Source organism: Proteiniphilum sp. (assembly GCF_034331125.1).
GTDB lineage: Bacteria > Bacteroidota > Bacteroidia > Bacteroidales > Dysgonomonadaceae > Proteiniphilum > Proteiniphilum saccharofermentans.
In genome coordinates, this window is record NZ_JAXQGC010000050.1 from 23941 (window position 1) to 47318 (window position 23378).

Consider the following 23378-nt stretch of genomic DNA (forward strand, 5'->3'; position numbering starts at 1 on the left):
CTACAAGAGTTTAAACGAATAGTCAATATCGGGTAACTGCATCAATGCATTGGCAACGTGCGTACGATGGCATTGATGCGGATTTTTCTCGAAACAGGTAACAGCCACCCGGCCATAGGTTTCAATCAGCGCCCGTATTTTTAATAGCGCCTCTTTATTTTTTTTCAGTGTTGTTTTTTCGTAGTTCTCGAACAGACAATCATAATCGGCTTGCGAATGCAATTCTTGCCGCTTTTCTGATTCAATACCCAATTCCGGTATATGCATATAGCGAATACCAACACCCGTACAGGCTTTTTGCAACTGGCTTTTCGAGAATCCGAATTTCTGACTGAAAGCATTTTTGCGTACATCACATAAGACGTGCACATCGTTTATTATCAGTTTATTTATATATGTCTCAAGCGAGATACCCTCGTAACCGATACTAAACAACTGGGGCTCTGTGAACTTACGTTTTTGTTTTTCTATTCGGGCTAATTCATCTTTCGTCAGCAACTCATTGGCAATTGAACTATTGATAGCAAAATAGGGATATTTTTGATAAGTATAGCGTATTAAATCGGTCTGAGACATCGAACCAAATTCGGCTTTCACATCGAGTAATGCCTGGCGGTCGGACTTGTCAAGCATTTCCAGATATTCTCCGTTTTGTTTGAGTTTTATGAATCTGCCACTCTGATACTCTGATATTTCAAGATAACCATATTTCGCCATCGTGGACAAATCCTGATCAGCTTGAAACGAGAAGCAACCGTAACGATAAGGTATAAAATCGAATGCTTTAACCGACTGCACACGGGTAAACAGAAACAGATATTTCTGCAAACTCTTTGCCGTCAGTTGTCCGTCAAACACTTCCAGTAAAGCCAATACTATTTTTCTCCTGTAATATAACATACTGCAAATGTACAGTTTTTTGGTCGATTCTTGGGTCTTGTTTTTATATTTGGAGTTTGCAAAATCTACTAACCTCTTCTAAATACTCATAGACCTACTTCTCCACAAATCTATGACAAACACTTCTATATATTTGGCGATTTAGGTCATGATAAATTATTTTTTCCAATCGTATTTTATTTTATCACAACCACATCGTACTTTATTTGCTACACTATCATAGTTCTTCATTGAAACTTCAGGTCGCTTACACGCTGTTTCTTGACAATAAAATACGGATTCAAGTTCTTTTATATCTTCCCAAAAAGCTTTTAAATCCCCAATTTTAGCATCAAACGGATTATCGTGAGAAAGTAAATTTCCAAGGATTGAAGAGTTTGCAACTCTTTCAATAATAGGAATTTTCGCTTTTAGATCTTGTCCTCCTTTGTCTTTGATTCTTGATTTTAATTCATTCAATAATTCATCTGCCATCCTCTTTTCATTTACGTCATTTAACCTGAAATTAACTTTTACCTCTAAATTCAAACAGATATCCTTTAGCTTAGCTTCCAAGTATTTCCGTATTGGATTTCCAAGCGTTTCAATCGAACTGTTAGCAAGTTCTCTTTCAATAAACTCTTTCAGGTCGTTTGGCTTTTCTTCAAGATGCGCACCTTTTACTTCCGTCCATTTGATTTCCTCTATTTTCCAACCTTTTCTTTTAGCTAATTGTCGAACATAAGAAAACCATTGTGCTTCGTGTGTCAAAAGAATAAATTGATAATTGGCAAATTTCTCAAACAATAAATCTGCAAAACGTTTTCGGTGAGTGGAATCAAAACTTGAAATAACATCATCTAACACGATAAATTTATTTTTCTTGTTAAAAGCAATTACTGATGCTAAGAAGAATGATATCCCGAAACAATTTAGATGCGATTCACTAAAATATTTTTGTGGTGGAGAAACCCATTCATCATTATATTTATATTCAATGGTAATTCCGTTTAATTCATCATCTTCTCCAATGGTTACAATCCTTATCTCGTGAAACTGCTCACCAGGATTCATATATTGATAAAATTCATTGATGTAAGTAGAGAACGTATTTATAAAACTTTCCAACCCTTCTTTTTGACGTTTTACAAATTCATTATAAATAAGTTCCAAAGAATCTTTTTGATACTCTAATTTACTCTTATCTTTTTCAAATCGTTTGATTTTCAAGAAAGCATCCTTAGCAGCAGAAATGTTTGCATAAAACTCGGTTGATTTATCATTTTTTATTGTAGCCCCTAACTCTTCAATCCTTGTGAAAATATGCTCTTGAATTTTGAAATCATCTTCACATAAAATCAAAACATCATTCACCGGAAGTTTGTTTCCTGATGTAACTTTCTCATTAGCGGCCTTCTGATATTCGGCTAACTTATTACTTAAATTTGTTATAGACTTTTTAATATTCTCGTTTTCTCGGTCATTAAGTAAAGTATTATTCACTATGGGTTCAAGTCGTTTCAATCGCTCTACAACAATATCAGTAATGGATTTTTTAGCAGTATCAAAAGTAGCTTTCTTTTTAGATGATCCTTCAATTTCTTTTAACCTACGTTGAATATCGGTTCTTAGTTCTTCAAGGTTTTTTTCTTGTAGACACAGTGGACAATTATCCTCTTTGTGATATTTCTTTGTAATAACAGTTTCACCTGATTTCAATAGCTCTACAAAGAATGTTTGCATTATACTTTGAACATCATCGGCAATCTTATTAAACTCTGAAAAGTATTTCTCATATTCTCCATCAATAAAAGATATTTCATCTTTAAGAGTTGAAAGTGTTTTACTGGTGTTCTCTAAGAATTGAAGTTCTTCAATCTGTTTTGTATTTACTGGCCTCTTGATGCGGTTCAGAACTGTATCAATATCATCAATTGAGTTTACAGTAATTCCCGTTTTTAATGGTTCAATAATTTCATTTATGATTTCAAACAAGTTTCTCTCTTGGCTAACTGCTGCTCCAATTTTAGCGATTAGAGTTTGCTTTTCGTTATTGATTTGCGCCTCAAAGTTTTGAGCTTTTATCTCTGATTTGATTGAGCTAAATGCTTTTCTTAAAACATCTTTCGTTTTGGTTACTTCTGAGAAGCCAATAATATCCGATAAGTATTTGAGTTTGTCTCCTTTCGTTTGGTCAATAAAATCACGCAAAAATTGGTATCTAAGCAATAAATTTTCACTTTGGGACGCAGAATAATACTCTTGAAAATCATCAGATGAATTAGACAATTCAGATGTCAGCTTTCCTCTTTTACTAAACAAACTTTTTGTAGCATCAATTACATTTCTGTTATATGAAAAAGCAATAGAAGCTATATCAGTATCTTTCTGATACGAATTTCGCAAAGCATCTTTTAAATCAATTTCACTCCCTGATAAATGAGAAACTTTGTCTGTGTAAAACCACTCAATAGCATCAGAAATACTACTTTTCCCTGTTCCGTTATCGCCATAAAGCAAAACAGATTTTTCATTGAGCGGTAATAAAATGGATTCTTTTATTCCTCTGATTCCTGTAATTGATATGCTTTTAATTTTCGTTGTCATTTTCAGCTCTTATTTTTTGTAGTTCATTAGCCACATTCTTGTCGGTTAATTTTCCATTGGTGTATAATTCCGCCAAACTGTCAGCAATCATTTTATCAACGTTTTCAATAGATGAAATTTCTGTGAAAAAATCATCTAAAATTTCTTTACCTGATTTTACTTTATTATCTGCCATTGTGTTTCTACTTGAAGTAACTCCAATCAATTTTAAAATCCGTTGTAAGCGTATTATTTAATATCTCAAATCCCGTTTTGTTATTACAAATTGGATATACGCCATAATGTTCAACAAAATTCAGAATGAAATAACTTTCTAAATCTTCTATTCTGAAATCCCAAATGTTTCGTAATATTTCAATATTGATGTAAGTAAACCATAGCGGTTCTACTTTTCTGTAATTTACTAATCCAATATTTCTTGATTTACCTTCAAAATGTCCAATTAGTCGGCTCCCAATACTGTTTGTTCTTCTTTCGCTCATTCCGATATATAGCAACTTTGATTTATCAAACGGATATTGTACCTGAATGGTAGAACTGAAAATGAAATACAAGCCTGTAATACCATTTAAAGGCTTGATATTTTTTGCTTCAAATGACATTGGACTATCAAAATAAATAGTTACAATCTTCTTATCTAATTCATTAGTCATAATCAAATCGTATGTTCCGTGTAATGTAGGCACTTAATCCGCTACCGCTTTTTGCCAAAATTTTCATTTGTTCAACATGGGCTCTTCCCGCTTTACGATAACTGTATGAGTAAGACTTCCCACCTTTGAACCAAACGATGATTCTTTCGTTTTCTATTTGAAAATGCGTAATTGGGGAATTGCCACTTCTGTTTGAATAATTTTCCATAAATTATAATTTAAAATTTAGTTATTAGAGTTTATATCGAATAAGATTTTAGGTATCTGATTACCAATTATCTTGTTTCTTAATCAATATAATGTCTATTTATTTGTACCTCCCCATTCATCAACTTCGGCAACAAGATATCTCTAAGAGATGTAAGGGTATATATTTGTTCTGAATTCAATAATATCTTATTGTCTATATCACGTACATTGTCTTGAAACATTTCAATAGTTCCATTATCTGGAATTACAATATCAAGAGCTTCGAAATCCGTTTTACTTATTGAGCCAAAAACAGTTCCAGTTTCATTAAACTGTTTTATATCATCCATTAAGGATTTCATTTTGTAGTAAGTGTAAGTGTAAAACGAATTATCCTTTTTAAATCTGAAAGCTGCGACACCACGACCAATACAACATCTTTCATTAGCCATATTTTGCTCACCAACTGGTGCTCTTACACTAATAAGAGTATCGTATTTTTCAGCAAATCTTTTAGGGTCTGTCGTAAAAACTCTATTTACTGGAAATCGAAAACCAAAATCAGCATTACCTTGATACATTGGAATACCTATACCTTCTTCATTATAACTTTCTCCAGGAGGTGACGCCCCCATTGTAAAATCAAATTCATCTCCCAATTTACCCATTTCCCACTCCTCCTTAACATCTTCCACAAACCATTTCCTAAAAAGCGTCTCCGCTATTTTTTCAAGAGTAGCATTTTGGCGATGAAGAAGGTCTATTTTATGGTCTAAACTACTAAGTATTGAAGCTATGGACGTTTGCTCAGAAAGAGGAGGACAAGGAACTTCTATTTCTTTCAATGATGTTAAGGGATTGCTTATAGACGGTACACCAACCTGTGACTCATATTTCAGTATTTGATATTGACCATATTCCGATTTAAAAAAATAGAAAAGGAATTCATTATTAATCAATAACGGATTAACAGTCAACTTCATTCCTGATTGCGAAATAACATAACGTGGATACTTATCTGGAACTAATCCGACCTGTCCTATTGTTCCTCGATGCGTAAAAACTAAATCTCCTGCTTTACAATTACTACCAGCTAATTCATCAGCTTTTGATTCTGTCAAATAAACAAAATCACCGTCGACATATTTGGGGTAATTAAGATTAGTACCCCTAATAACCGGAACTCCTTTTTCAACAAAATTCTCGGCTTTAATGTTTGAACCAAAAGGCCCCATAGCAATAGCCCTCTTGTCTTCAGATTTAATATCAATAATTTTTTTCAAATCCCAACGATTTGGAATTTTCCCAAAATCAGTCTCCTTCCATTCACTCATCGCCTTCTTCTTTTTTAACTTCAAAAATATGCCGCTCTATAACCAACAGATATTATTACATCAAGATTATAATGTTCAACTTGCCTTTCTACCTCCCTATCACCTTCCATTTGAACTATCGCAAAATTTGCGACAGTTGCTTCCCTTACAAGTTCAGCTTCAGAAAAGACATTATTGATATGTTTACCAATCGTCTATCCCTATTAAAAAAACTGCTATTTGATTACGCTTTAACCAAACGGTATCATTTCCAATCTTAACCTCAACCATGATAAGATTATCAGCCTGATATACTACAATTTCATTTTTATTTTGAGAGCTATTCTCCATTCAACTTAATTTTAGCGAGGTTCTCTCTAATTCGCTCATTTAACAGGGATTCTTCCTCGAGCTGGGCTTCGAACTCAGCTTTCAGTGCGGTAAATCGTTCTGCAAAATTGAAATCGTCCTCTTCATCGGGCAATCCGACATAACGTCCGGGAGTGAGTACATAATCCAACTCTTTTACTCTTGCAACAGGTACGGAAGCACAGAAACCTGCTATATCTTCGTATTGTCCATCCGAGTTGCGCCAATTATGATAAGTGCCGGCTATCTTCTCAATATCATTATCCTCCGGATTCTCCGAACCATTCGAGAGTTCACGTGTACGACGGTTAATCAAATGGCCAAGATTACGTGCGTCGATAAACAGTATCTCTCCACTCCTGTTTCGGAATTTCCCATTGGTGCGGTTACGGCTTAGAAACCATAGTGCTGCCGGGATTTGTGTGTTGAGAAATAATTTAGCCGGAAGATTCACGATGCAGTCTATCAATCCGGCTTCGATTAGTGCCTTACGTATCTCTCCTTCACCCGAAGTTTTAGAGGTCAACGCACCTTTTGCCAGCACAACACCGGCCTGTCCGTTTGGTGCCAGATGATAAATGAAATGTTGCAACCATGCGAAATTGGCATTTCCAACCGGAGGTACGCCATATTGCCAACGTCCGTCTTTACGCAACAAGTCTCCTCCCCAGTCGCTTATATTAAACGGTGGATTGGCTATGATATAATCGGCTTTCAAATCTTTATGGGCATCATTGAGGAAAGAGCCTTCGTTGTTCCACTTTACCTGCGAGCTATCAATACCACGAATGGCAAGATTCATCTTGCACAAACGCCAAGTGGTCTGGTTGCTTTCCTGTCCATAGATAGAAATATCATCTACCCGACCTTGATGTTCTTTTACAAACTTCTCGGAATGGACAAACATACCTCCCGAACCACAGCATGGGTCGAAAACCCGACCTTCATAAGGTTCAAGCATTTCGACTAATAATTCCACTACACTTCGAGGCGTATAAAACTGTCCTCCTTTTTTGCCTTCGGCAAGGGCAAATTCCCCGAGGAAATACTCGAATACATGGCCTAACACATCGGCACTTCGGGCTTTCGCATCACCCAATGCAATGTTACCTATCAAGTCGATCAACTCTCCCAAACTGGTCGGATCGAGATTTTGACGGGCAAAGACTTTTGGAAGCACTCCTTTGAGAGAACTGTTTTCTTTTTCTATGGCATCCATCGCTGCATCAACCGTCTTCCCGATAGTGGGTTGTTTCGCCTGCGATTTCAGATACTCCCAACGAGCTTCCTTGGGTACGAAGAATACATTTTCAGCTTTATACTCATCAATATCTTCGGGATCTGCTCCGCTCGCTTCTTCCGCTTTCAGCTTCTCATATAGCTCCTCAAAAGCATCGGAAATGTATTTTAAAAAGATAAGTCCCAATGCGATATGCTTATACTCTGCAGCATCGATGTTTTTTCGCAATTTATCTGCCGTTTTCCAAAGTTGTTTCTCCAAAGGTTCCTCTACCGCCTTCCTGTTTTTCTTCGCCATATTTATTTTTCAATTTTCACAATTATATTCTTACTCTATCTTATTTGATATAAGCTATTACTTGAAAGTTAGATATCTCCCTCTACACCATATCTCTATAAGACCATATTATGAAAGGCAAATTTAAGAAATTAAACCGGATAAACAGGTGGTAATGTTAATTTAAATATCACATTTTAAACACTAAGAAGAAAATATGGCTAACAGACTTATAAAGTAAAGATATCTATATCTTTTTTCCTCTACTTCTCTTTGGAACAATAGACTGTTTTTGCTCTGATTCACTCTTTCGTTTCTTTGGCAATCTCGGATCATCCCACGATTCCTGATATTGAGAATCAGTTTTATTTGTTTTCCAGAGATATGGATATGCATAACTTCCTAAACCATACCATTTGACTTTTGCTTTGACAACCTGACCGTTTTCCACAAGTATCTTGTCTCTCAAACGCATTTCGTATTTTCCATAAGATACAAAAGTATCAGGATGTTCTTTACTAAAAAAGAGTTTGCTCTTCTCGTCATTCAGAAAAACATACGAAGAAAATTTACCTTCTACGTTATTCCGATCCATGTTTTCAAGATAAATCCATCCGCCATTTCTCAATATTGTTTCTTGTGTGGTAGTAAATAGGGAAGGTTACAATAGGAGCTATACAAAAATATACTTTCGGGACCTGTTTTTCTATTCAATTTAACTTTCGGTATTCATTGGGAGTTATACCAACTTTTTGTTTAAACAGACGGGTGAAATGTTGTTGGTATTTAAATCCCAATTCGGTAGCTATATCGTTCATGGTTTTTGTGGAATCCGATATTTTGATTTTAGCCTCATCAATCACCCGGGTTTGAATATATTCCATAGCAGTATTTCCGGTTTCTTTTTTAATCAGGTCGCCAAAATAATTGGGTGACAGATGCAATTTATCTGCGCAAAACGCTACGGTAGGAAATCCTAAATCAATCGCTTCGCCCGATGTGAAATAATCATTCAGAAGGCCTTCCAAACGCACTAAAATATCACTGTTAACATGCGTACGGGTAATAAATTGACGGTCGTAAAAACGCATACAGTAATCCAATAGCAGTTCGATATTGGAAACAATCAGCTTTTTACTGTGTTTGTCAATGGTATGATCAATTTCTAAAGCGATTTTTTCCAGACAATCAACAATGGTTTCCCGTTCCTTTTTTGAAAGATGCAGCGCTTCGTTCACTTCATAAGAAAAGAACGTATAATCTTTAATTGTTTTGGATAACGATGTGCCTGCAATCAGGTCGGGATGAAATATCAGGGCATATCCTGATGGTTTTATAGCGACGCCTTTGCTATCGATACCATAAACTTGACCGGGTGATACAAAAACCAACGTGCCATCCTCATAATCATAAGACTGGCATCCGTAGGTAATATCGCCACATTTGACATCTTTAAGAAAAATGGCATAGATACCCATATATCTTTTAAAATGTTGAATGGCCGGCTTATTATCGAAATTGATAACATTCACCAGAGGATGTAGTGTATCTACCCCTACATGATTATTATACTGCCTTACACTATCTATTTTAGAAATTTGTTCCATAGTCAAAATATTGAAGTCTTACGGTGCAAATTTAATAACTCCTGTTCCATTTGCAATCAGATGGTTGAAAAATCCGTAAAAGTGGTAAAAAACAACCTGATAATCCGTTTTATGTATAAAATAAATGCCAAATTATTATGCGTACTTTGCAAAGTGAAAATGTTGTGATACAATCGTTAAGATATTTTTATTAAAATCGAAAAGATGAAAGAAACAATCCATAAACAATCGTCAAGGAGAAAATTTATTCGACAGGCAATGCTTGTCGGTGCAGGCATATCGCTTGCAAAACCTTTACAAATATTTTCACAAACATATAAAAGAGAACCAAAAATGAAAAAAGTAAAATCAAGAGGTTACGCAGCCTCTGACAAAACCGGAAAACTTTCGCCATGGGAATTTGAACGTCGTCCGGTAGGTGATAATGATATTTTAATTGAAATCAAATATTCGGGCATCTGCCATTCGGATATTCACCAGGAACGCGACCATTGGGCACCACAACAATACCCACAGGTTCCGGGACACGAAATAGCAGGAATTGTAGCTGCAGCAGGTAAAAATGTAACTAAATTTAAAGTTGGAGACAAAGCCGGAATCGGGTGCATGGTCGACAGTTGCATGAAATGCGAAAGTTGCAACCACGGAGAAGAGCAACATTGCGAGAATGGCAAAACCATTTACACGTATGGTTCTCCGGATGAAACTTCTCCATCGGGAATTACACAGGGTGGATATTCCAACAACATTGTGGTAAAGGAACATTTTGCGATTAAAATTCCCGAAAATATCGACCTGCAGTATGCGGCTCCCTTGTTATGTGCCGGGATAACCACTTATTCGCCTCTAATGAGGGCCAATTTCAAGAAAGGAGATAAAGTGGGAGTAGCCGGTATTGGAGGTTTAGGGCATTTGGCCATCAAACTGGCAGTCTCAAAAGGTGCGGAAGTGTACGCTTTCACTACCTCTGCTTCAAAAGTAGAAGATATCAAAGGTTTTGGAGCCAAGGAAGTAGTTGTGGTTGATACGATGGACAGTTTGAAACCTTATTATGGTAAGTTGGATTATATGATTTCCACCATTCCTTATGATTTTGACATATCGGCATATGCGATGGTTTTAAAACCGTATAAATCGTTCACTCAGGTAGGTATGCCTATCAAAGGCAATTTATCGGTCAATAATTTTTTAATGATACGCAACCGGGTGAATCTGAATGGTTCTTTAATCGGTGGAATACCCGAAACCCAGGAAGTAATGAACTACTGTTCTGAAAAAGGTATCTATCCGCAGATACAAATTATCAAAGCTGACCAAATTAATGAAGCTTGGGATAAAGTGGTAAATAAAGAGGCGCGGTACAGATATGTAATAGATGCAAGTACTTTTTAAAAATAATAAATATTATGACAAGATTATTTTCAATATTTCTTTTTATCATAAGCTCTTATTCTCTATCTTCCTGCAATAAATCCGAAATGGAGATTGAAGAGCCCGGTGTTATTGAAAACACGGATACCATTAAACAAACAAATATAATGAAAACAACAAAATTAAAGATAACAGTAGGCGACAAAGTCTTGTTTGCCGATTTATATGATAATGCAACAGCAAAAAGTTTTATAGATAAACTTCCGTTAACTCTGCCAATGCAGGATTTATACGAGCGGGAAATGGTGTACCGCTTTGAAGAAGCACTGCCGGCTTATGAGGCACACACAAGCGGATATGAAGTGGGAGACATTTCATACTGGACTCCATGGCACAGTTTTGTCATTTTTTACAGGCAGAATGGCGAAATAATCGGTAATCTACAAAAAGTAGGTCGTATTCAAAAAGATGTTGAACTTTTTCAAACAACAGGGAACATCAATGTGAAGTTTGAGTTGGTAAAAGAAGATTAAATCTGTTTTTTTGAGAAAAATGAAATGACAACGACAATGAAATCAAAACTTATTTTCCCATTGATTCTATCCATTTTTATAATGAATGTGAACGCTCAAAATCATACAATAATGAAAGAAATAAAAAAACAAACGGCCGGTAGAGACCAACTGGGCGATTTTGCGCCCAAATTCGCGGAACTTAACGACGATGTGCTTTTCGGGCAGGTGTGGAGCCGTCAGGCCGAACTTTCTCCGAAATTAAGAAGCCTTATTACCGTAACCGCACTTGTCAGTGCGGGTATTACGGATACCTCGCTGAAATATCATCTCGAAACGGCCAAGAAAAACGGTATCACGAGGGCAGAAATGGCCGAAGCCCTTACGCACATTGCATTTTATGCAGGTTGGCCAAAGGGGTGGGGAGCATTTCGTCTGGCAAAAGAGGTTTATGTGGAAAATAATTGCGATCCCGTCAATGCCAAAGCAGGAATTTTCGGCCTGGGTGAACCGAATGAAAAGTACAAAGATTATTTTATCGGAAAATGTTATCTGAAATCGATGGTATCTCCCGATAAAACGAATACCCTGAATGTGTCTAACGTGACTTTCGAGCCGGCTTGCAGGAACAACTGGCACAGGCATACCACGGAACAGATTCTGATGGTGACGGCCGGCGAAGGCTGGTACCAGGAATGGGGAAAACCCGCACAATTTTTACAGGAAGGGGATGTGGTGACCATTCCGATTGGCGTAAAACATTGGCACGGTGCAACGACAGATGAATGGTTTTCTCACCTTTCCATTATGGATACGGCCAAAGATAAAACGCAGTGGCTGGAGCCGGTAAACGATTCCGATTATCGGAATTTATCCAAATAATTTTGACAACACACAAAAAAGAAAACCGGAGAAGTCATTGTATGAGTTGCTTCGGATACGATTGGCGTAGCCATAACCTGTTGTGTGAGTGCAAGAGGCTGTTACACAACCGGAATCGATTTCCTGATAAACGGAGGCTCCAAAGCCAATATACTTGAATAGGCAAAGCAGACGGCTCCCGAAGAGTTGCGTAATGCACTTGGATGAAAAAATGTAACCATACAATGGGAAAGAAATCAGCAATGGAATAAATCGCATAATATGAAACGAATAGCAATTATAATTTTAGCAATCGCAATGATTGCCAGTACAAACGACCAAAAAGAAGGAGAAAATATGAATAGTACACTAAAACTGACACAGGAATGGGATAAAACTTTCCCGAAATCCGACAAAGTGAAACATCAAAAAGTAACATTTAAAAATTTGTTCGGCATCACCCTGGCAGCCGATTTGTACATTCCCAAAGGGAAAGAAAACGAGAAAATGCCGGCTATAGCCGTTAGTGGTCCTTTCGGGGCGGTGAAGGAACAATCTTCGGGCTTGTATGCTCAAACCATGGCTGAACGGGGGTTCCTGACCCTCGCTTTCGATCCTTCATACACCGGCGAGAGCGGCGGCGAACCCCGCTACGTCAATTCTCCCGACATCAATACGGAAGATTACAGCGCTGCCATCGACTACCTCAGCTCCCGCAGCGATGTGAACCCCGAACAGATTGGCATCATCGGCATTTGCGGATGGGGAGGCATCTCGTTGGCGGCGGCCGTCAACGATACCCGGATCAAAGCTGTCGCAGTGTCGACGATGTACGATATGAGCCGTGTAGCCGTCAAGGGATATTTCGATTCGATGGATGAGGAGCAACGCTACCGGATGAGGGAACAGCTCAATGCGCAACGGTTGGTCGATTATACGAACGGCACGTATCAGCGGGCCGGCGGCGTGGTTGACCCGTTGCCCGAAGATGCTCCGCAGTTTGTGAAAGATTATTACGATTACTACAAGACCCAACGGGGTTATCACAAGCGTTCGTTGAATTCGAACGAAGGGTGGAATACAGTGAGCAATCTCTCCTATATGAAAGCGCCGTTGCTGGCTTATGCGGGAGAGATCAGGTGCGCCGTGCTCGTTATCCACGGTGAAAAGGCTCACAGCCGCTATATGGGCGAAGACGCTTTCAAGGCGCTCAAAGGTGATAACAAAGAATTGACGATTATCCCCGGAGCCGTCCATACCGATTTGTACGACAATAAAGCCGGTGCCATTCATTATGATCGGATGGAAGCATTCTTCGATAAAAATTTGAAGTAAAATGAGTCTGCTCTGAAAACCCCATTTTTTCAAATTGCTGAAAAATGAAGTTTAACCGGACAAATGTGATTGTTTTTATTAATTGAAAGTATGTTTACAATAATATACATATTGAAACATAAATTAATTATATATTGTGGCAGTTTTTGCCAAAAAAGCGCTCTTTGACTTATTCGCGTCATATAATTCACTATCCTGACGAAGTTTATCCACAACGAGCGGGAGTATGCCCATAGTTTGTGCTTGGCAAGTGACCTGTAACGGCTCTTGTCATTCGGGTAATGGTATCCTAACTGGAAAATGCTTGCTTCGACATTGTTCCTGATATTTTTTTCATCTATCGGGATATCGTCCAATTTCTTCCTCAGAGCGGCAGCCCTGAGGTTATCCTCATCGAAGTAGCGGTATTTTCCTTCTTCAGTCTTGATCCTCCATTTCCTCTGTGTTTTGTCTTTGCGGAGTTTTACCCGTTGTGCCTGTATTGTTGTTCCTGTTTTGTTGTCGGTTACTATTAAATTGATTTCATTCTGTTCGTCCAAACGGATGTCATATCTCGGTGCGGGGCCTTGCATGCCTGTGAGTATCAGCTCGATGCCATTTTTATCGCTTTGGCAATACTCCTGATTATCAGCACTGTGGTAAGCCCCGTCGGCATATACTTTCTCTATTTTGTCGGATATTATTTCCTGTGTCCGATCCAGGGCTTGTTCAAGGAAGCCGTTGTCCGGAGCCGATGCCACCGTTACCTCGGTATCGGTTATCAGGTTCAATGCCGTATCTTTGTCATCTCCCGGTTGGTCGCATGTCTCGGTGACGTTCACCGAATACCCTTTGACCTTGTTGCCGTCTTTGTCACGGTAATGGCAGTCGGTGTCATGGGGTGACTGTATGGATTTGGCGCTGACTTTCTCCTTTTCCAGAGGAACGACAGTTTTGTCCCTGCCAACCGAGTATTGTTGTTCGAAAACCGCTTTAAGGGTCTGGTAATGACCATAGTCATGCTTCTTGAAGAGCCCTATAAAACGGTACATCAGTTTGCCCAGTTCAACGAACCTGGCATCAACCTCGGCCTTTGTACTGCGGTACACCACCTTGTTGCCCGTTTCACCCTGTATGCTTTCGATAAGGGAAAACATCTCTTTGGACAGGCTCTTATTGAAGATATGTTCCTCCCTTTCATTGATAAACAGACGCAGGGTTTCATGAATCAACTCGTAACGGGAGTACCAGGCGATATTGCTGCCGACCAGTTTACTGTCCATGCGCACCTGCTTGCCGCTCACCTCAAACTCCAATAGCTGGTCACGGGTGATTTGCCCCTGGCACTTTTTGAACAGGTCTTCGCCGTGTTCCCTTGCATAGTCAACCAGATTGCGACGGAAAAGGTAGTAAGTGGATGAAACAGGCTCAGCGTCCTCTAACGACATCAGACCCAGAGCACTGCGGACAAGTAAATTGTATGCGCAGTTCTCAAACAATTGTGCGTCGCTCCATCCCTGGCCTTCCTTGAGGATCATCATACCGACCAAAATACGGATAGAGGCATTAGGAGCCCCCGTTCCATTAGAATAAAGTGGTCTGAAAATAGACTCATCCACACGCATTACAACATGGTTTCGGAACCGGTTATGCCAGGAGTCATTTTTTAGGTATTCTTTCTTCTTAGAGTCTCTGAAGTACTCCGTCGGTGATGAAAAAATGCCCAATTGAGGGTTTTCGTCCGATTTTTTGAACATATTATACAGTTTTAAGCCCTACTAAGGTAGTGAATAATAGCTATATACGCAAATATTTCAAAGAACTTTTCAGGTGAAATTTACCTGATTTATAAAATTTATTGTACAAAAAATTTTAAACTAAATTATCACTCCGACTTTTCGGAGCGGACTCAAATTTAAGTTTTTGCCCTTAACTGTCAGATTAAATCTAAACTAATTCAGATAAATTGGTTGAAAACAATGCCCCAGTTTCTGACGGGTTGAGTCCATTTCTTTTCTATCTCGCTGATAGCAAGATATACGGACTTCTTTACGGCATCATCATTGGGGTATGAAAGTTTTGCTTTCGTATACTTTCTGATCTTGCCGTTAAGATTCTCTATGAGGTTGGTAGTATATATAATCTGCCTGATTTCAATTGGATATTCAAAGAAAGTGGTGAGGTCGTCCCAGTTGTTTCGCCAGCTCCTGACTGCGTACAGGTACTTCTTGCCCCAGATCCCCTCGAAACGGTCAAGCGCTGCTGCCGCCAGATCCCGGTTAGGAGCGGAATAGATTTCCTTCATGTCAGCCGTAAAAGCCTTCAGGTCTTTGTAGACGACATATTTGCAGCAGTTGCGTATCTGGTGGACGACGCATATTTGTGTCGCAGCCTGAGGAAATACAGAGCGGATGGTGTCGGTGAAGCCGTTGAGATTGTCAGTACAGGTTATGAGGATGTCCTCCACGCCCCTTGATTTCATATCTGTCAGTACCGTCATCCAGAAGGACGAACTCTCAGCCTTGCCGACCCACATCCCGAGAACTTCCTTTCTTCCGGTCTTGTCGAGCCCTACGGCAAGATATACGGTCTTGTTGATGACCTTGCCGCCATCCCTCACTTTGAACACTATGCCGTCCATCCATACAATCATATACTGCTGTGACAAAGGTCTGTTCTGCCATTCAAGAGCGGACTGCGTAACCTTGTTCGTTATCACGGAAATCACCGAGCTTGAGAGATTTACCTGATAGATGTCTCGCAACTCATCCTCTATGTCAGACACACTCATCCCTTTGGCGTACAAGGATATGACAAGACGCTCTAACGACATACCTTTTTTCTCGTGTTTCGGTATTATTATAGGCTCAAACTCTCCGTTCCTGTCACGTGGTACTTTAATATCAGCCTCTCCGTGTAGAGTCTGTATCCTTTTAGTATATGAACCGTTACGCGAATTGCCGCTGTTGTCTCCGGCATTGTTGTTTTTCTCATACCCCAGATGCGCATCCATCTCGCTGTCCAAAAGTTGCTCATAGAGCCGCGCATGAAGGTCGTTCATGAATTTGTCTACATCGTCCTGAGTGTGGAACTGTTTCAGAAACTCTTTGTCAAACAACTGACCAGGAACAATATAACCTTGATTCTCGTTTGATTTGCTTTTTGCCATTTTCTCTTCCATTTGTGCGAATGTTTAAAGTTAATAATTTATATCAACTCTTCACATTTACACAAAAATCGGGATGGTGTCTCTTAAGATAATTCTTACAATAGTTCCGTTATTGTTTCCGGTGTCTGACTTGTCGGTTATCGTGTAATTAATTTCAAATTGTTGACTTTGGTTGTAGTGTTCGATTCGTTCTTGTACAATTTTTAATCCCAAGGATTGGTGACCTTCTTTTTTAGTTGAAATAGATTTGTTGTAGCCGATACCGTTGTCATCAATTTCTATGATTAAACCTCCAGTATCAGCATATACCCTGATTATAAGACGCGCATCTTTTTCTACCTGCATCAATCCGTGCCAGAGAGCATTTTCCACAAAAGGCTGAAGAAGCAAGGGTGGAAATGGATAGCGTATCAGATTTAAATCTTCCTGAATATCTATTTTATAGTTGAAGATGTCGTTAAATCGCATCTGTTCAATATTCAGATAAAGCTCTATGGTTTTCAACTCGTCGGAAAGATTGGTCAAGTCATTTATACTGTTGTCTAATACTTCGCGAATAAAGCGGGCGAACTTTCCTAAGTAAAGGGAAGCTTTAGGTGCATCGTTTTCCAGAATAAACAGTTTGATGGAGTTAAGCACGTTAAAAATAAAATGAGAATTAATTTGGCTTCGCAGCACCTTTTGTTGCAGGAAGGCTACCTTTGTTATCAACTCCTGCTTTTGTTTTTGTTCCAAAAGAATTAAATTCTCTTTTTGCTGAAGATTAATTTCTTCTTTCAGTTTTTCCTGCATTTTTTGTTGTGCAATCTCCAACTCTTTCTGAAAAGTCAATCGTTGATTGTGCAACAATCGTATTCTGTAACTTAGCCCATAGCTAAAGACTAAACATTCCAATATGATGGCTGCGTAAAAAAAATCTATAGGATCGACCCAATTGGGAATTGGATTATTTACGACCTTTAAAGATATGAAGAGTGCATACATAGACAATGCCATATATAAAAATGAGCCCGTTGTAAAAAAATAGCGTGCAAATGCTTTTGTTTTTAGCGATTTAATGATAATAAAGAAGGCTAAAGAAAGGTGAATGGGCAGAAATATATATAAGAAGAAAATGGAATATATCTGTCTTGATATAAACGGTAAAAAATGCACAAGTATGCCGAAAATACTAATACCTATCAACACTTGAGAATAAAGGTTGAGATATTTAAAGATTTTAGGATAATAGGAGTGAAACTCTAAAAAGCGAATCCCGAACATCATGTAAAAGGCATGGTATGTCACCTGAACCATATAACCAAAAGCCGGATTCCTTCGTTCAATGATCCAATCTAAATATGGCTGGTAAAAATCGAACTTATAAATTACATAGGCTGACAGGAAAAAGCAGTAAAATGCGTAATATATAAATATTTTATCCTTGTTGACACGGTAAATAGAGGATGAAATGAGGATAAAAATCATCAAAAGGCTGGCGGTAACACTCCACAGGATGATTGATATTAATTTGATTTCAACCATTCAAATCTTCGATAAAATATTGTTTCTTTTTTGTCTCGATACAGGAATTACCGCCTTGTTTTCTAAAATGACCACCCCTTCGTTCTTATTGTAGGCTTTTATTTTATTCAGGTTAATTATATACGAATTGTGTACGCGATAAAAAATGGGTTCTTGCAGATCTTCTTCCAATTGTTTCAACTTTTTGGTGACCAGTATTTTGTTTTTATTCTCGAAGTGAACCCAACTGTAATTCCCATCTCCTTCTCCGTATAAAATTTCATCGGGATGATAAAAAACAATTTTACCATCGTGGTTAATTTTCACTTTCTGCGGCCCCCCTTTTATTAAATTAAGTTTTTTCAATGCTTCATCTAATTTCTCTTCAAAAGTATCTTTTGACAATGCTTTGTCAATGCGTTTTATACAGGTTTCAAGTTCTATTATATCAATGGGTTTGAGCAGATAATAAACCGCTTCTTGTTTGATGGCATTGAGGGCATATTTGCTGAAAGCAGTTGTGAAAACCACCAAGAAATTACGTTGCTGAAAACGTTCCAAAAAGTCCAGACCTGTCATTTCGGGCATTTCCATATCCAGAAAAACAACATCTACTTCATTATTTTTCAAAAAATCAATCGCACCCGAAGCGCTTGTGAAATGCCCTTTCACAGAAACCTGTTCCCTGAAGTTTTTCAATTCCAGCGATAGCGCTTTTATGGCGTTCATTTCATCGTCAACGATTATGGCATTAATCATACGCTTACAGAATTTTTTATTTTTCAACAAATATAATTTTATTATTCTGTTTTCAATAGCCTTATTGTATATAATGCATAAAAAACTGTACACTCTGTAAATTAGTTCAAATATATAATTTTCAACATCGAGCAGTCTGATACAACCACATATAAAGCAAAAGTTCCCATATATAAAAAAACGTATACAGCTGCTCAATTGTGTACTTATTTTTGTTCTCAACGTTTTATTTATCACATTAAAATTATAGTTATGAAATGCATTATTGGAGCAACAAACAAGTACACATTAATTTTAATCATTTTTCTTGCGGGATCACTTCCAGCAGTAGCCACTGATTGGAAAGGCACATGGAACAGCACTTTTGGAGAGCTCAGCATCTCTTCCACACAAACGAGGAATATTGTAGCCTATATGGGCGATTATGTGCTGAGAGGTAATATTTCAGGAAATGTAACCAATCGCCAGGGGATTTTTAGTGGAAGCTATATGTTAAAACCCGGCTTAAACAAACCTGCTTCCCAAATTCAGCATCACAGAGTGTTGGGCTCGAACGGGCAGTTCTCATTTAATTTAAGTGCAACAAAACAAAACTTCAACGGCACTTACACTACCAGTACCAATAAAGAAGGTACTTGGAAAGGCACGAAAGTTAACGTTGCCAATATTTCAACAAGAGAACCAATACCTACTTATAACATACAACCTATAACGCCTCCAACACAAGAGCCTGTATTGTGGACAGGCACCTGGCAAACGAACAAAATAGGACAACTCAAAATAAAGTGGTTCAGTGAAGAGCACATAGAAGCAAAACTGTTTTTCAAGCAGGGCGACTATATACGCGTTGCTGATCTGAAAGGCGGAAAAGATGTTTCATCCGGATTCAATCACAAGTACTTTTTTGGAGGCCCATACAAAGACAGCGATGGAAAAGAAGGTCGGTTTCATTTTTTCATTGATGTCAATAATGATCCAACCCTCAATTCATTAACCGGATATATTTACATCAAAGACAAAAGGCACAAATACGGACAACTTGATCATTACAGTCCGTACAATATCAACGGAATTACGGGAACAAGAACTTCATCGGCAGAACCGAACATGAATAAGTACGATTGACGAATAATTAAATGAATTAAAATCCTAAAACAATGAAAACGATTATATTAACAGTATTTACTATATTATTTGCTGTGTCATTGGTATCAGCACAGGAATTCAGAGGAAAACTCAACATTAAAGGAGTATCTCAGTCATCATCAATCAAGTACAGCGAACCGGTAAAACTGTTCAAAGATTTTAAGGACAACAAATACCAGATAGTCTTCACATTAGATGCTAAGAGTGATCAGATTGTCCTGTTTGATATGGTAACCACCGTAAGTGTAAACGGCAAGGTTATCTCAAAGTCTTCACGCGAAAACTGGCCATGGCTTCCCGGAGATATGTACGTTCCGGCAGAGGCCTTTGATTTCATCCCTGCTCTGCAATCCCAATCCAAACTCAATCGTGATGGTAGATATGAATTTCCGGGTGATATGTTTGATATTACATTAGAGATGGTACCTTCGGGTGGTGCAGCAGGGAGGATTGAACCGATCAGATTCAGTGTATCAAGATAATTAAATTCAGACAAATGGAAACAGAAAACAAAACAGTCATTGAACCGCAACCCGCAGCTGTAAAAAACAGTACAGCCATCATCGCCTACCTTACCATCATTGGATTAGTTGTGGCCTTTGTTATGAACAACGAGAAAAAAGAGCCTTTTGCCAGTTTTCATATCCGCCAGTCGTTGGGGCTAATGGTAACCGGAATAGCGCTCAGTATCATCAATGTAATTCCCATTTTGGGATGGATAATAAGTATAATAGGTTTTTTCATTGTGATGTACATGTTGATAATGGGATTGATAAACGCTATTAATAATAAAGAAAAGGCCGTTCCTATTCTCGGAAATAAGTTCGCTGAGTGGTTTAAATCGGTACAGTAAGATGCAAACGAAAATGAAAACACTTTTACTATTCTTACAATTGTTTTTCTTCATTTCTTCGTTTACGGCTTCAGGCCAACAAAGTTTCACCGGTAAAATAGAAAACGCAACCCCGGACAAGCCGGCCATGGATATTGTTTTATTTATGTTTGGCTTGGATAATCCGGTAAAAGTGGGAACAGTTGATAATAAGGGAAATATCTCGATAGATTTTCCGGAAGAGCTGCCAGATACCATTGCTCCGGAAACCAAAGAAATATTTGCAACTCAGCTTCCTTTTGCGTTATTTTTTTCATGTCCTGATATAACCGGTGTAGCTGAAGGTACTGTTGTTTATAAAGGAGGTTACTTTAGCCTTTCCCATCAAAACAGACCGTGGGCGGCGACACTTTTCCCCGTTTCGGATATTGGTTTAATCCCCTGGTTAGAAGACCGGTATTATCAAAACCCGATAATGGCTTCGTTTTATGAAGTAATATACTGCGAACAAAATATCGATTTGACAACACTATGCAAAGAGAGTATTTCCTATACAGAAAATACGATTGACATGGAGTATCAATATACGCTCCGGTTAAAAAAAGGCTTTAATTTGATAGAATATAAGATTGAAGCCATACAGGAAACCGGTATCTCTGATACTTCTCCTATTCCTTCGGTTGTAACGATTTCAAATGCCGATGACATGGATGCCATCCTATGGCATGCAAAATATTATTATTCACAATTTAATTAAATCATAATGAGAACAATAAATATTATCATAATCCTTCTGTTTTCGGTTGTTTTAACGAATAACGCAGAAGCTCAAATACTGAAGAAACTGAAAGAAGCTGCTCAACGTGGTGTTGAACAAGGTGTTGTAAATACCGTTGAACGCAAGTTAAATAAAAAATCGGAAGAGAAAACCGAAGAAGCCCTTGACGCAGTTTTGGAGGGAAAAAAGAAAGAAGGAACTCCCGATAGTAATTTTCCTAACGAAGACTTTACCGGTTCAGAAGATATGCAGCAACCATCTATTCTATTGGAAGATGGCGCAAACGAGGTAGAGTTTACACGTGGGTCGATAATCCTATATTCTGATGACTTTGCACCCGATGCCATTGGAGATTTCCCGGCCAAATGGAACACATCACAAGGGGGAGAAGTTACAAAACTCAACGGTTTCAGTGAAAAATGGTTGAAAATCCCAGCAGGATCAACCGTAAGTTTAGAAATGACAAAGCCTTTACCGGCCAATTTCACTATTGAATACGATTTGATTATGCCGGCCAATTTAAATTATCGATTGGCAGGATTTGCCATCGGCACTAAGCCCGATAAAATCGATTATTCTTTCGCTGGCAGCAATTCTTACGGGTTTTTGATGTATTCACAGAACGACCGTAATTATGATTCATGGAACTTCGGTACCCGGAAAGACGGCAGAAGTGCATGGTTAAAAACAGAATATCAGGTTCCTCTAAATCAAAAAATTCATGTTGCAATTGAGGTAAATAATCACGAACGGATTCGATCATACATCAATGGTGTTAAAATGAGTGATGCTCCTCGAGACTTTAAACCCGACTTTGCTCAAGCCATTTATTTTCATGCAGCTACGCACGGAGCAAAAGAAACAAAAAGTTCATACTTTTACGTTTCCAACATAGTAATTGCAGAGTCCGGTATTGATGCGCGAAGTAATGTAATGAAAGAATTATTGGAGAATGGGACATTCACCACCAACGACATACATTTCGCCAGCGGTTCCGATAAAATTGAGCCTAATTCAGCAAATGTATTGAACGAAATTGGCGAAGCCATGAAATCTGCATCGGGTACTATCTTCGTCATTATAGGCCATACAGATAGTGATGGTGAGGAAGCAGACAACCAGATACTTTCCGACAAACGTGCTTTGGCAGTTAAAAAATACCTGGTGGATAATTTCGGAATCGAATCAAACACTCTTCTTACAAGCGGAAAAGGGGAAACAGAACCGGTGGCTGATAACAGCACTACCGAAGGCAAAGCACAGAACAGAAGGGTGGAATTCAGAAAACTGTAACTTGAAAATTTCAATAAAATGAGAACAAAAATTTACTTAATCGGTTTATTGTTTACCACATTTCTTGTACTTAGTGCTTGTAAAAGCGAAACAGCAGAAAAAATAAAAAGCGCTAAAGAGTCTGTCAACCAAGCAAAAGACCTTGTAAAAAACGTGAAGAATATAGAGAAAACATCCAAGGATTTGGAGAAACGGGTGGAAGAATTAAAAAAAATAACCCCTATTGATAATGAGAAATTTAAAAGCTGGATGCCCGAAAAACTTGGGGACATGGAAAGGAGTTCATTTACATTTCAGACATCATCCGCTACCTCCGGAACGCTTGAATTCAAAAACGGGGCAAGTGATAAGTCAATGAGAATTACGATAACTGACGGAGCCGGTGAGGCAGGCGCTGCTATTTATACATTTCAGGGCTTTATGACCGGCATGGCAAAAGGTTTCGAATCGGAGTCTGATTCTAAAACAGAACAGACTAAGCAAAGAGAGGGAAGTCAATCATTGGAAACATATTACAAGAAAGATAATAATTCGGAAATCAAAACAACTGTTGATGAGCGATTTATGGTTGACGCAGAAGGTGAAAACATGAATCCTGATGAACTTTGGAGTCTAATTGCAAACCTAAATATCAACAAGTTGAAGTGATTTTGTTATAAAGTATACTTCAACAAAGATAGATGGTGAGATCAATAATCCTGTATGGT

Annotated in this window: 23 protein-coding genes; 10 read left to right on the forward strand and 13 right to left on the reverse strand. The window is 38.3% G+C overall.

Features of this window, described 5'->3' with window-relative positions; genetic code table 11:
• From U2P89_RS12460 to U2P89_RS12495, 9 genes are all read right to left on the reverse strand, one after another.
• Complete coding sequence (locus U2P89_RS12460) at positions 1 to 900, reverse strand: DUF488 domain-containing protein (RefSeq protein WP_322191540.1); 900 nt, start codon at positions 898 to 900, stop codon at positions 1 to 3.
• Between the two features lie 156 nt (positions 901 to 1056).
• Positions 1057 to 3486: an AAA family ATPase gene (locus U2P89_RS12465; protein WP_322191541.1), complete on the reverse strand. Its 2430-nt coding sequence runs from the start codon at positions 3484 to 3486 to the stop codon at positions 1057 to 1059.
• Positions 3470 to 3661 carry a hypothetical protein gene (locus tag U2P89_RS12470; protein ID WP_322191542.1) on the reverse strand — a complete coding sequence of 64 codons (192 nt, stop codon included), beginning with the start codon at positions 3659 to 3661 and terminating at the stop codon, positions 3470 to 3472. Before U2P89_RS12470 ends, U2P89_RS12465 begins: the two co-directional genes overlap by 17 nt.
• A gap of 7 nt (positions 3662 to 3668) precedes the next feature.
• Positions 3669 to 4139 (reverse strand): hypothetical protein, encoded by a 471-nt coding sequence (locus U2P89_RS12475; RefSeq protein WP_322191543.1) that lies wholly within the window; start codon positions 4137 to 4139, stop codon positions 3669 to 3671.
• Between the two features lie 287 nt (positions 4140 to 4426).
• Entirely contained in the window at positions 4427 to 5662 is a 1236-nt protein-coding gene (locus tag U2P89_RS12480) for a restriction endonuclease subunit S (protein ID WP_322191544.1), read from the reverse strand.
• A 20-nt stretch (positions 5663 to 5682) separates the two neighbouring features.
• Positions 5683 to 5853: a RhuM family protein gene (gene rhuM, locus U2P89_RS15260; RefSeq protein WP_416188637.1), complete on the reverse strand. Its 171-nt coding sequence runs from the start codon at positions 5851 to 5853 to the stop codon at positions 5683 to 5685.
• Between the two features lie 128 nt (positions 5854 to 5981).
• The gene (locus tag U2P89_RS12485; RefSeq protein WP_322191545.1) at positions 5982 to 7547 is read right to left on the reverse strand and encodes a class I SAM-dependent DNA methyltransferase; all 1566 of its coding nucleotides are present in this window, start codon (positions 7545 to 7547) and stop codon (positions 5982 to 5984) included.
• A 226-nt stretch (positions 7548 to 7773) separates the two neighbouring features.
• Positions 7774 to 8121 (reverse strand): hypothetical protein, encoded by a 348-nt coding sequence (locus U2P89_RS12490; protein WP_322191546.1) that lies wholly within the window; start codon positions 8119 to 8121, stop codon positions 7774 to 7776.
• A 115-nt stretch (positions 8122 to 8236) separates the two neighbouring features.
• Positions 8237 to 9133 carry a helix-turn-helix domain-containing protein gene (locus U2P89_RS12495; RefSeq protein ID WP_092027740.1) on the reverse strand — a complete coding sequence of 299 codons (897 nt, stop codon included), beginning with the start codon at positions 9131 to 9133 and terminating at the stop codon, positions 8237 to 8239.
• A 333-nt stretch (positions 9134 to 9466) separates the two neighbouring features.
• Between U2P89_RS12495 and U2P89_RS12500 the strand changes: the two genes are divergently transcribed.
• The 4 genes from U2P89_RS12500 to U2P89_RS12515 all read left to right on the forward strand — a co-directional run bounded on the left by U2P89_RS12500 (position 9467) and on the right by U2P89_RS12515 (position 13212).
• Complete coding sequence (locus tag U2P89_RS12500; RefSeq protein ID WP_322191547.1) at positions 9467 to 10525, forward strand: NAD(P)-dependent alcohol dehydrogenase; 1059 nt, start codon at positions 9467 to 9469, stop codon at positions 10523 to 10525.
• Between the two features lie 14 nt (positions 10526 to 10539).
• A complete protein-coding gene (locus U2P89_RS12505; RefSeq protein ID WP_322191548.1) occupies positions 10540 to 11037 on the forward strand; it encodes a cyclophilin-like fold protein in 498 nt (165 codons plus the stop codon).
• 36 nt (positions 11038 to 11073) lie between these two features.
• Positions 11074 to 11898, forward strand: a complete 825-nt coding sequence (locus U2P89_RS12510) for a carboxymuconolactone decarboxylase family protein (protein WP_322191549.1) — start codon at positions 11074 to 11076, stop codon at positions 11896 to 11898.
• 297 nt (positions 11899 to 12195) lie between these two features.
• On the forward strand, positions 12196 to 13212 hold the full coding sequence (locus U2P89_RS12515) for an alpha/beta hydrolase (RefSeq protein WP_322191558.1): 1017 nt from the start codon (positions 12196 to 12198) through the stop codon (positions 13210 to 13212).
• A gap of 29 nt (positions 13213 to 13241) precedes the next feature.
• Here U2P89_RS12515 and U2P89_RS12520 read toward each other — a convergent pair whose 3' ends face one another.
• The 4 genes from U2P89_RS12520 to U2P89_RS12535 all read right to left on the reverse strand — a co-directional run bounded on the left by U2P89_RS12520 (position 13242) and on the right by U2P89_RS12535 (position 18622).
• The gene (locus tag U2P89_RS12520) at positions 13242 to 14948 is read right to left on the reverse strand and encodes a transposase (RefSeq protein ID WP_092120838.1); all 1707 of its coding nucleotides are present in this window, start codon (positions 14946 to 14948) and stop codon (positions 13242 to 13244) included.
• A gap of 200 nt (positions 14949 to 15148) precedes the next feature.
• A complete protein-coding gene (locus tag U2P89_RS12525) occupies positions 15149 to 16360 on the reverse strand; it encodes an IS256 family transposase (protein ID WP_091909350.1) in 1212 nt (403 codons plus the stop codon).
• Positions 16361 to 16417: 57 nt separating this feature from the next.
• On the reverse strand, positions 16418 to 17884 hold the full coding sequence (locus U2P89_RS12530) for a sensor histidine kinase (protein WP_091909329.1): 1467 nt from the start codon (positions 17882 to 17884) through the stop codon (positions 16418 to 16420).
• On the reverse strand, positions 17885 to 18622 hold the full coding sequence (locus tag U2P89_RS12535; RefSeq protein WP_091909327.1) for a LytR/AlgR family response regulator transcription factor: 738 nt from the start codon (positions 18620 to 18622) through the stop codon (positions 17885 to 17887). It abuts the gene before it with no gap.
• A gap of 252 nt (positions 18623 to 18874) precedes the next feature.
• Between U2P89_RS12535 and U2P89_RS12540 the strand changes: the two genes are divergently transcribed.
• Genes U2P89_RS12540 through U2P89_RS12565 form a run of 6 tightly spaced genes read left to right on the forward strand, consistent with a single transcriptional unit; the run spans position 18875 to position 23319 of the window.
• Positions 18875 to 19747: a hypothetical protein gene (locus tag U2P89_RS12540; RefSeq protein WP_092026812.1), complete on the forward strand. Its 873-nt coding sequence runs from the start codon at positions 18875 to 18877 to the stop codon at positions 19745 to 19747.
• Between the two features lie 32 nt (positions 19748 to 19779).
• Positions 19780 to 20250, forward strand: coding sequence for a hypothetical protein (locus U2P89_RS12545; protein WP_322191550.1), 471 nt, complete (start codon positions 19780 to 19782; stop codon positions 20248 to 20250).
• 14 nt (positions 20251 to 20264) lie between these two features.
• Positions 20265 to 20621: a DUF4870 domain-containing protein gene (locus tag U2P89_RS12550; RefSeq protein WP_092026810.1), complete on the forward strand. Its 357-nt coding sequence runs from the start codon at positions 20265 to 20267 to the stop codon at positions 20619 to 20621.
• A 1-nt stretch (position 20622) separates the two neighbouring features.
• Positions 20623 to 21357 carry a hypothetical protein gene (locus U2P89_RS12555; RefSeq protein ID WP_092026808.1) on the forward strand — a complete coding sequence of 245 codons (735 nt, stop codon included), beginning with the start codon at positions 20623 to 20625 and terminating at the stop codon, positions 21355 to 21357.
• Positions 21358 to 21363: 6 nt separating this feature from the next.
• Positions 21364 to 22671, forward strand: coding sequence for an OmpA family protein (locus tag U2P89_RS12560; protein ID WP_092026806.1), 1308 nt, complete (start codon positions 21364 to 21366; stop codon positions 22669 to 22671).
• 18 nt (positions 22672 to 22689) lie between these two features.
• Positions 22690 to 23319: a hypothetical protein gene (locus tag U2P89_RS12565; protein WP_091909311.1), complete on the forward strand. Its 630-nt coding sequence runs from the start codon at positions 22690 to 22692 to the stop codon at positions 23317 to 23319.
• The last annotated feature ends 59 nt before the right edge of the window (positions 23320 to 23378 follow it).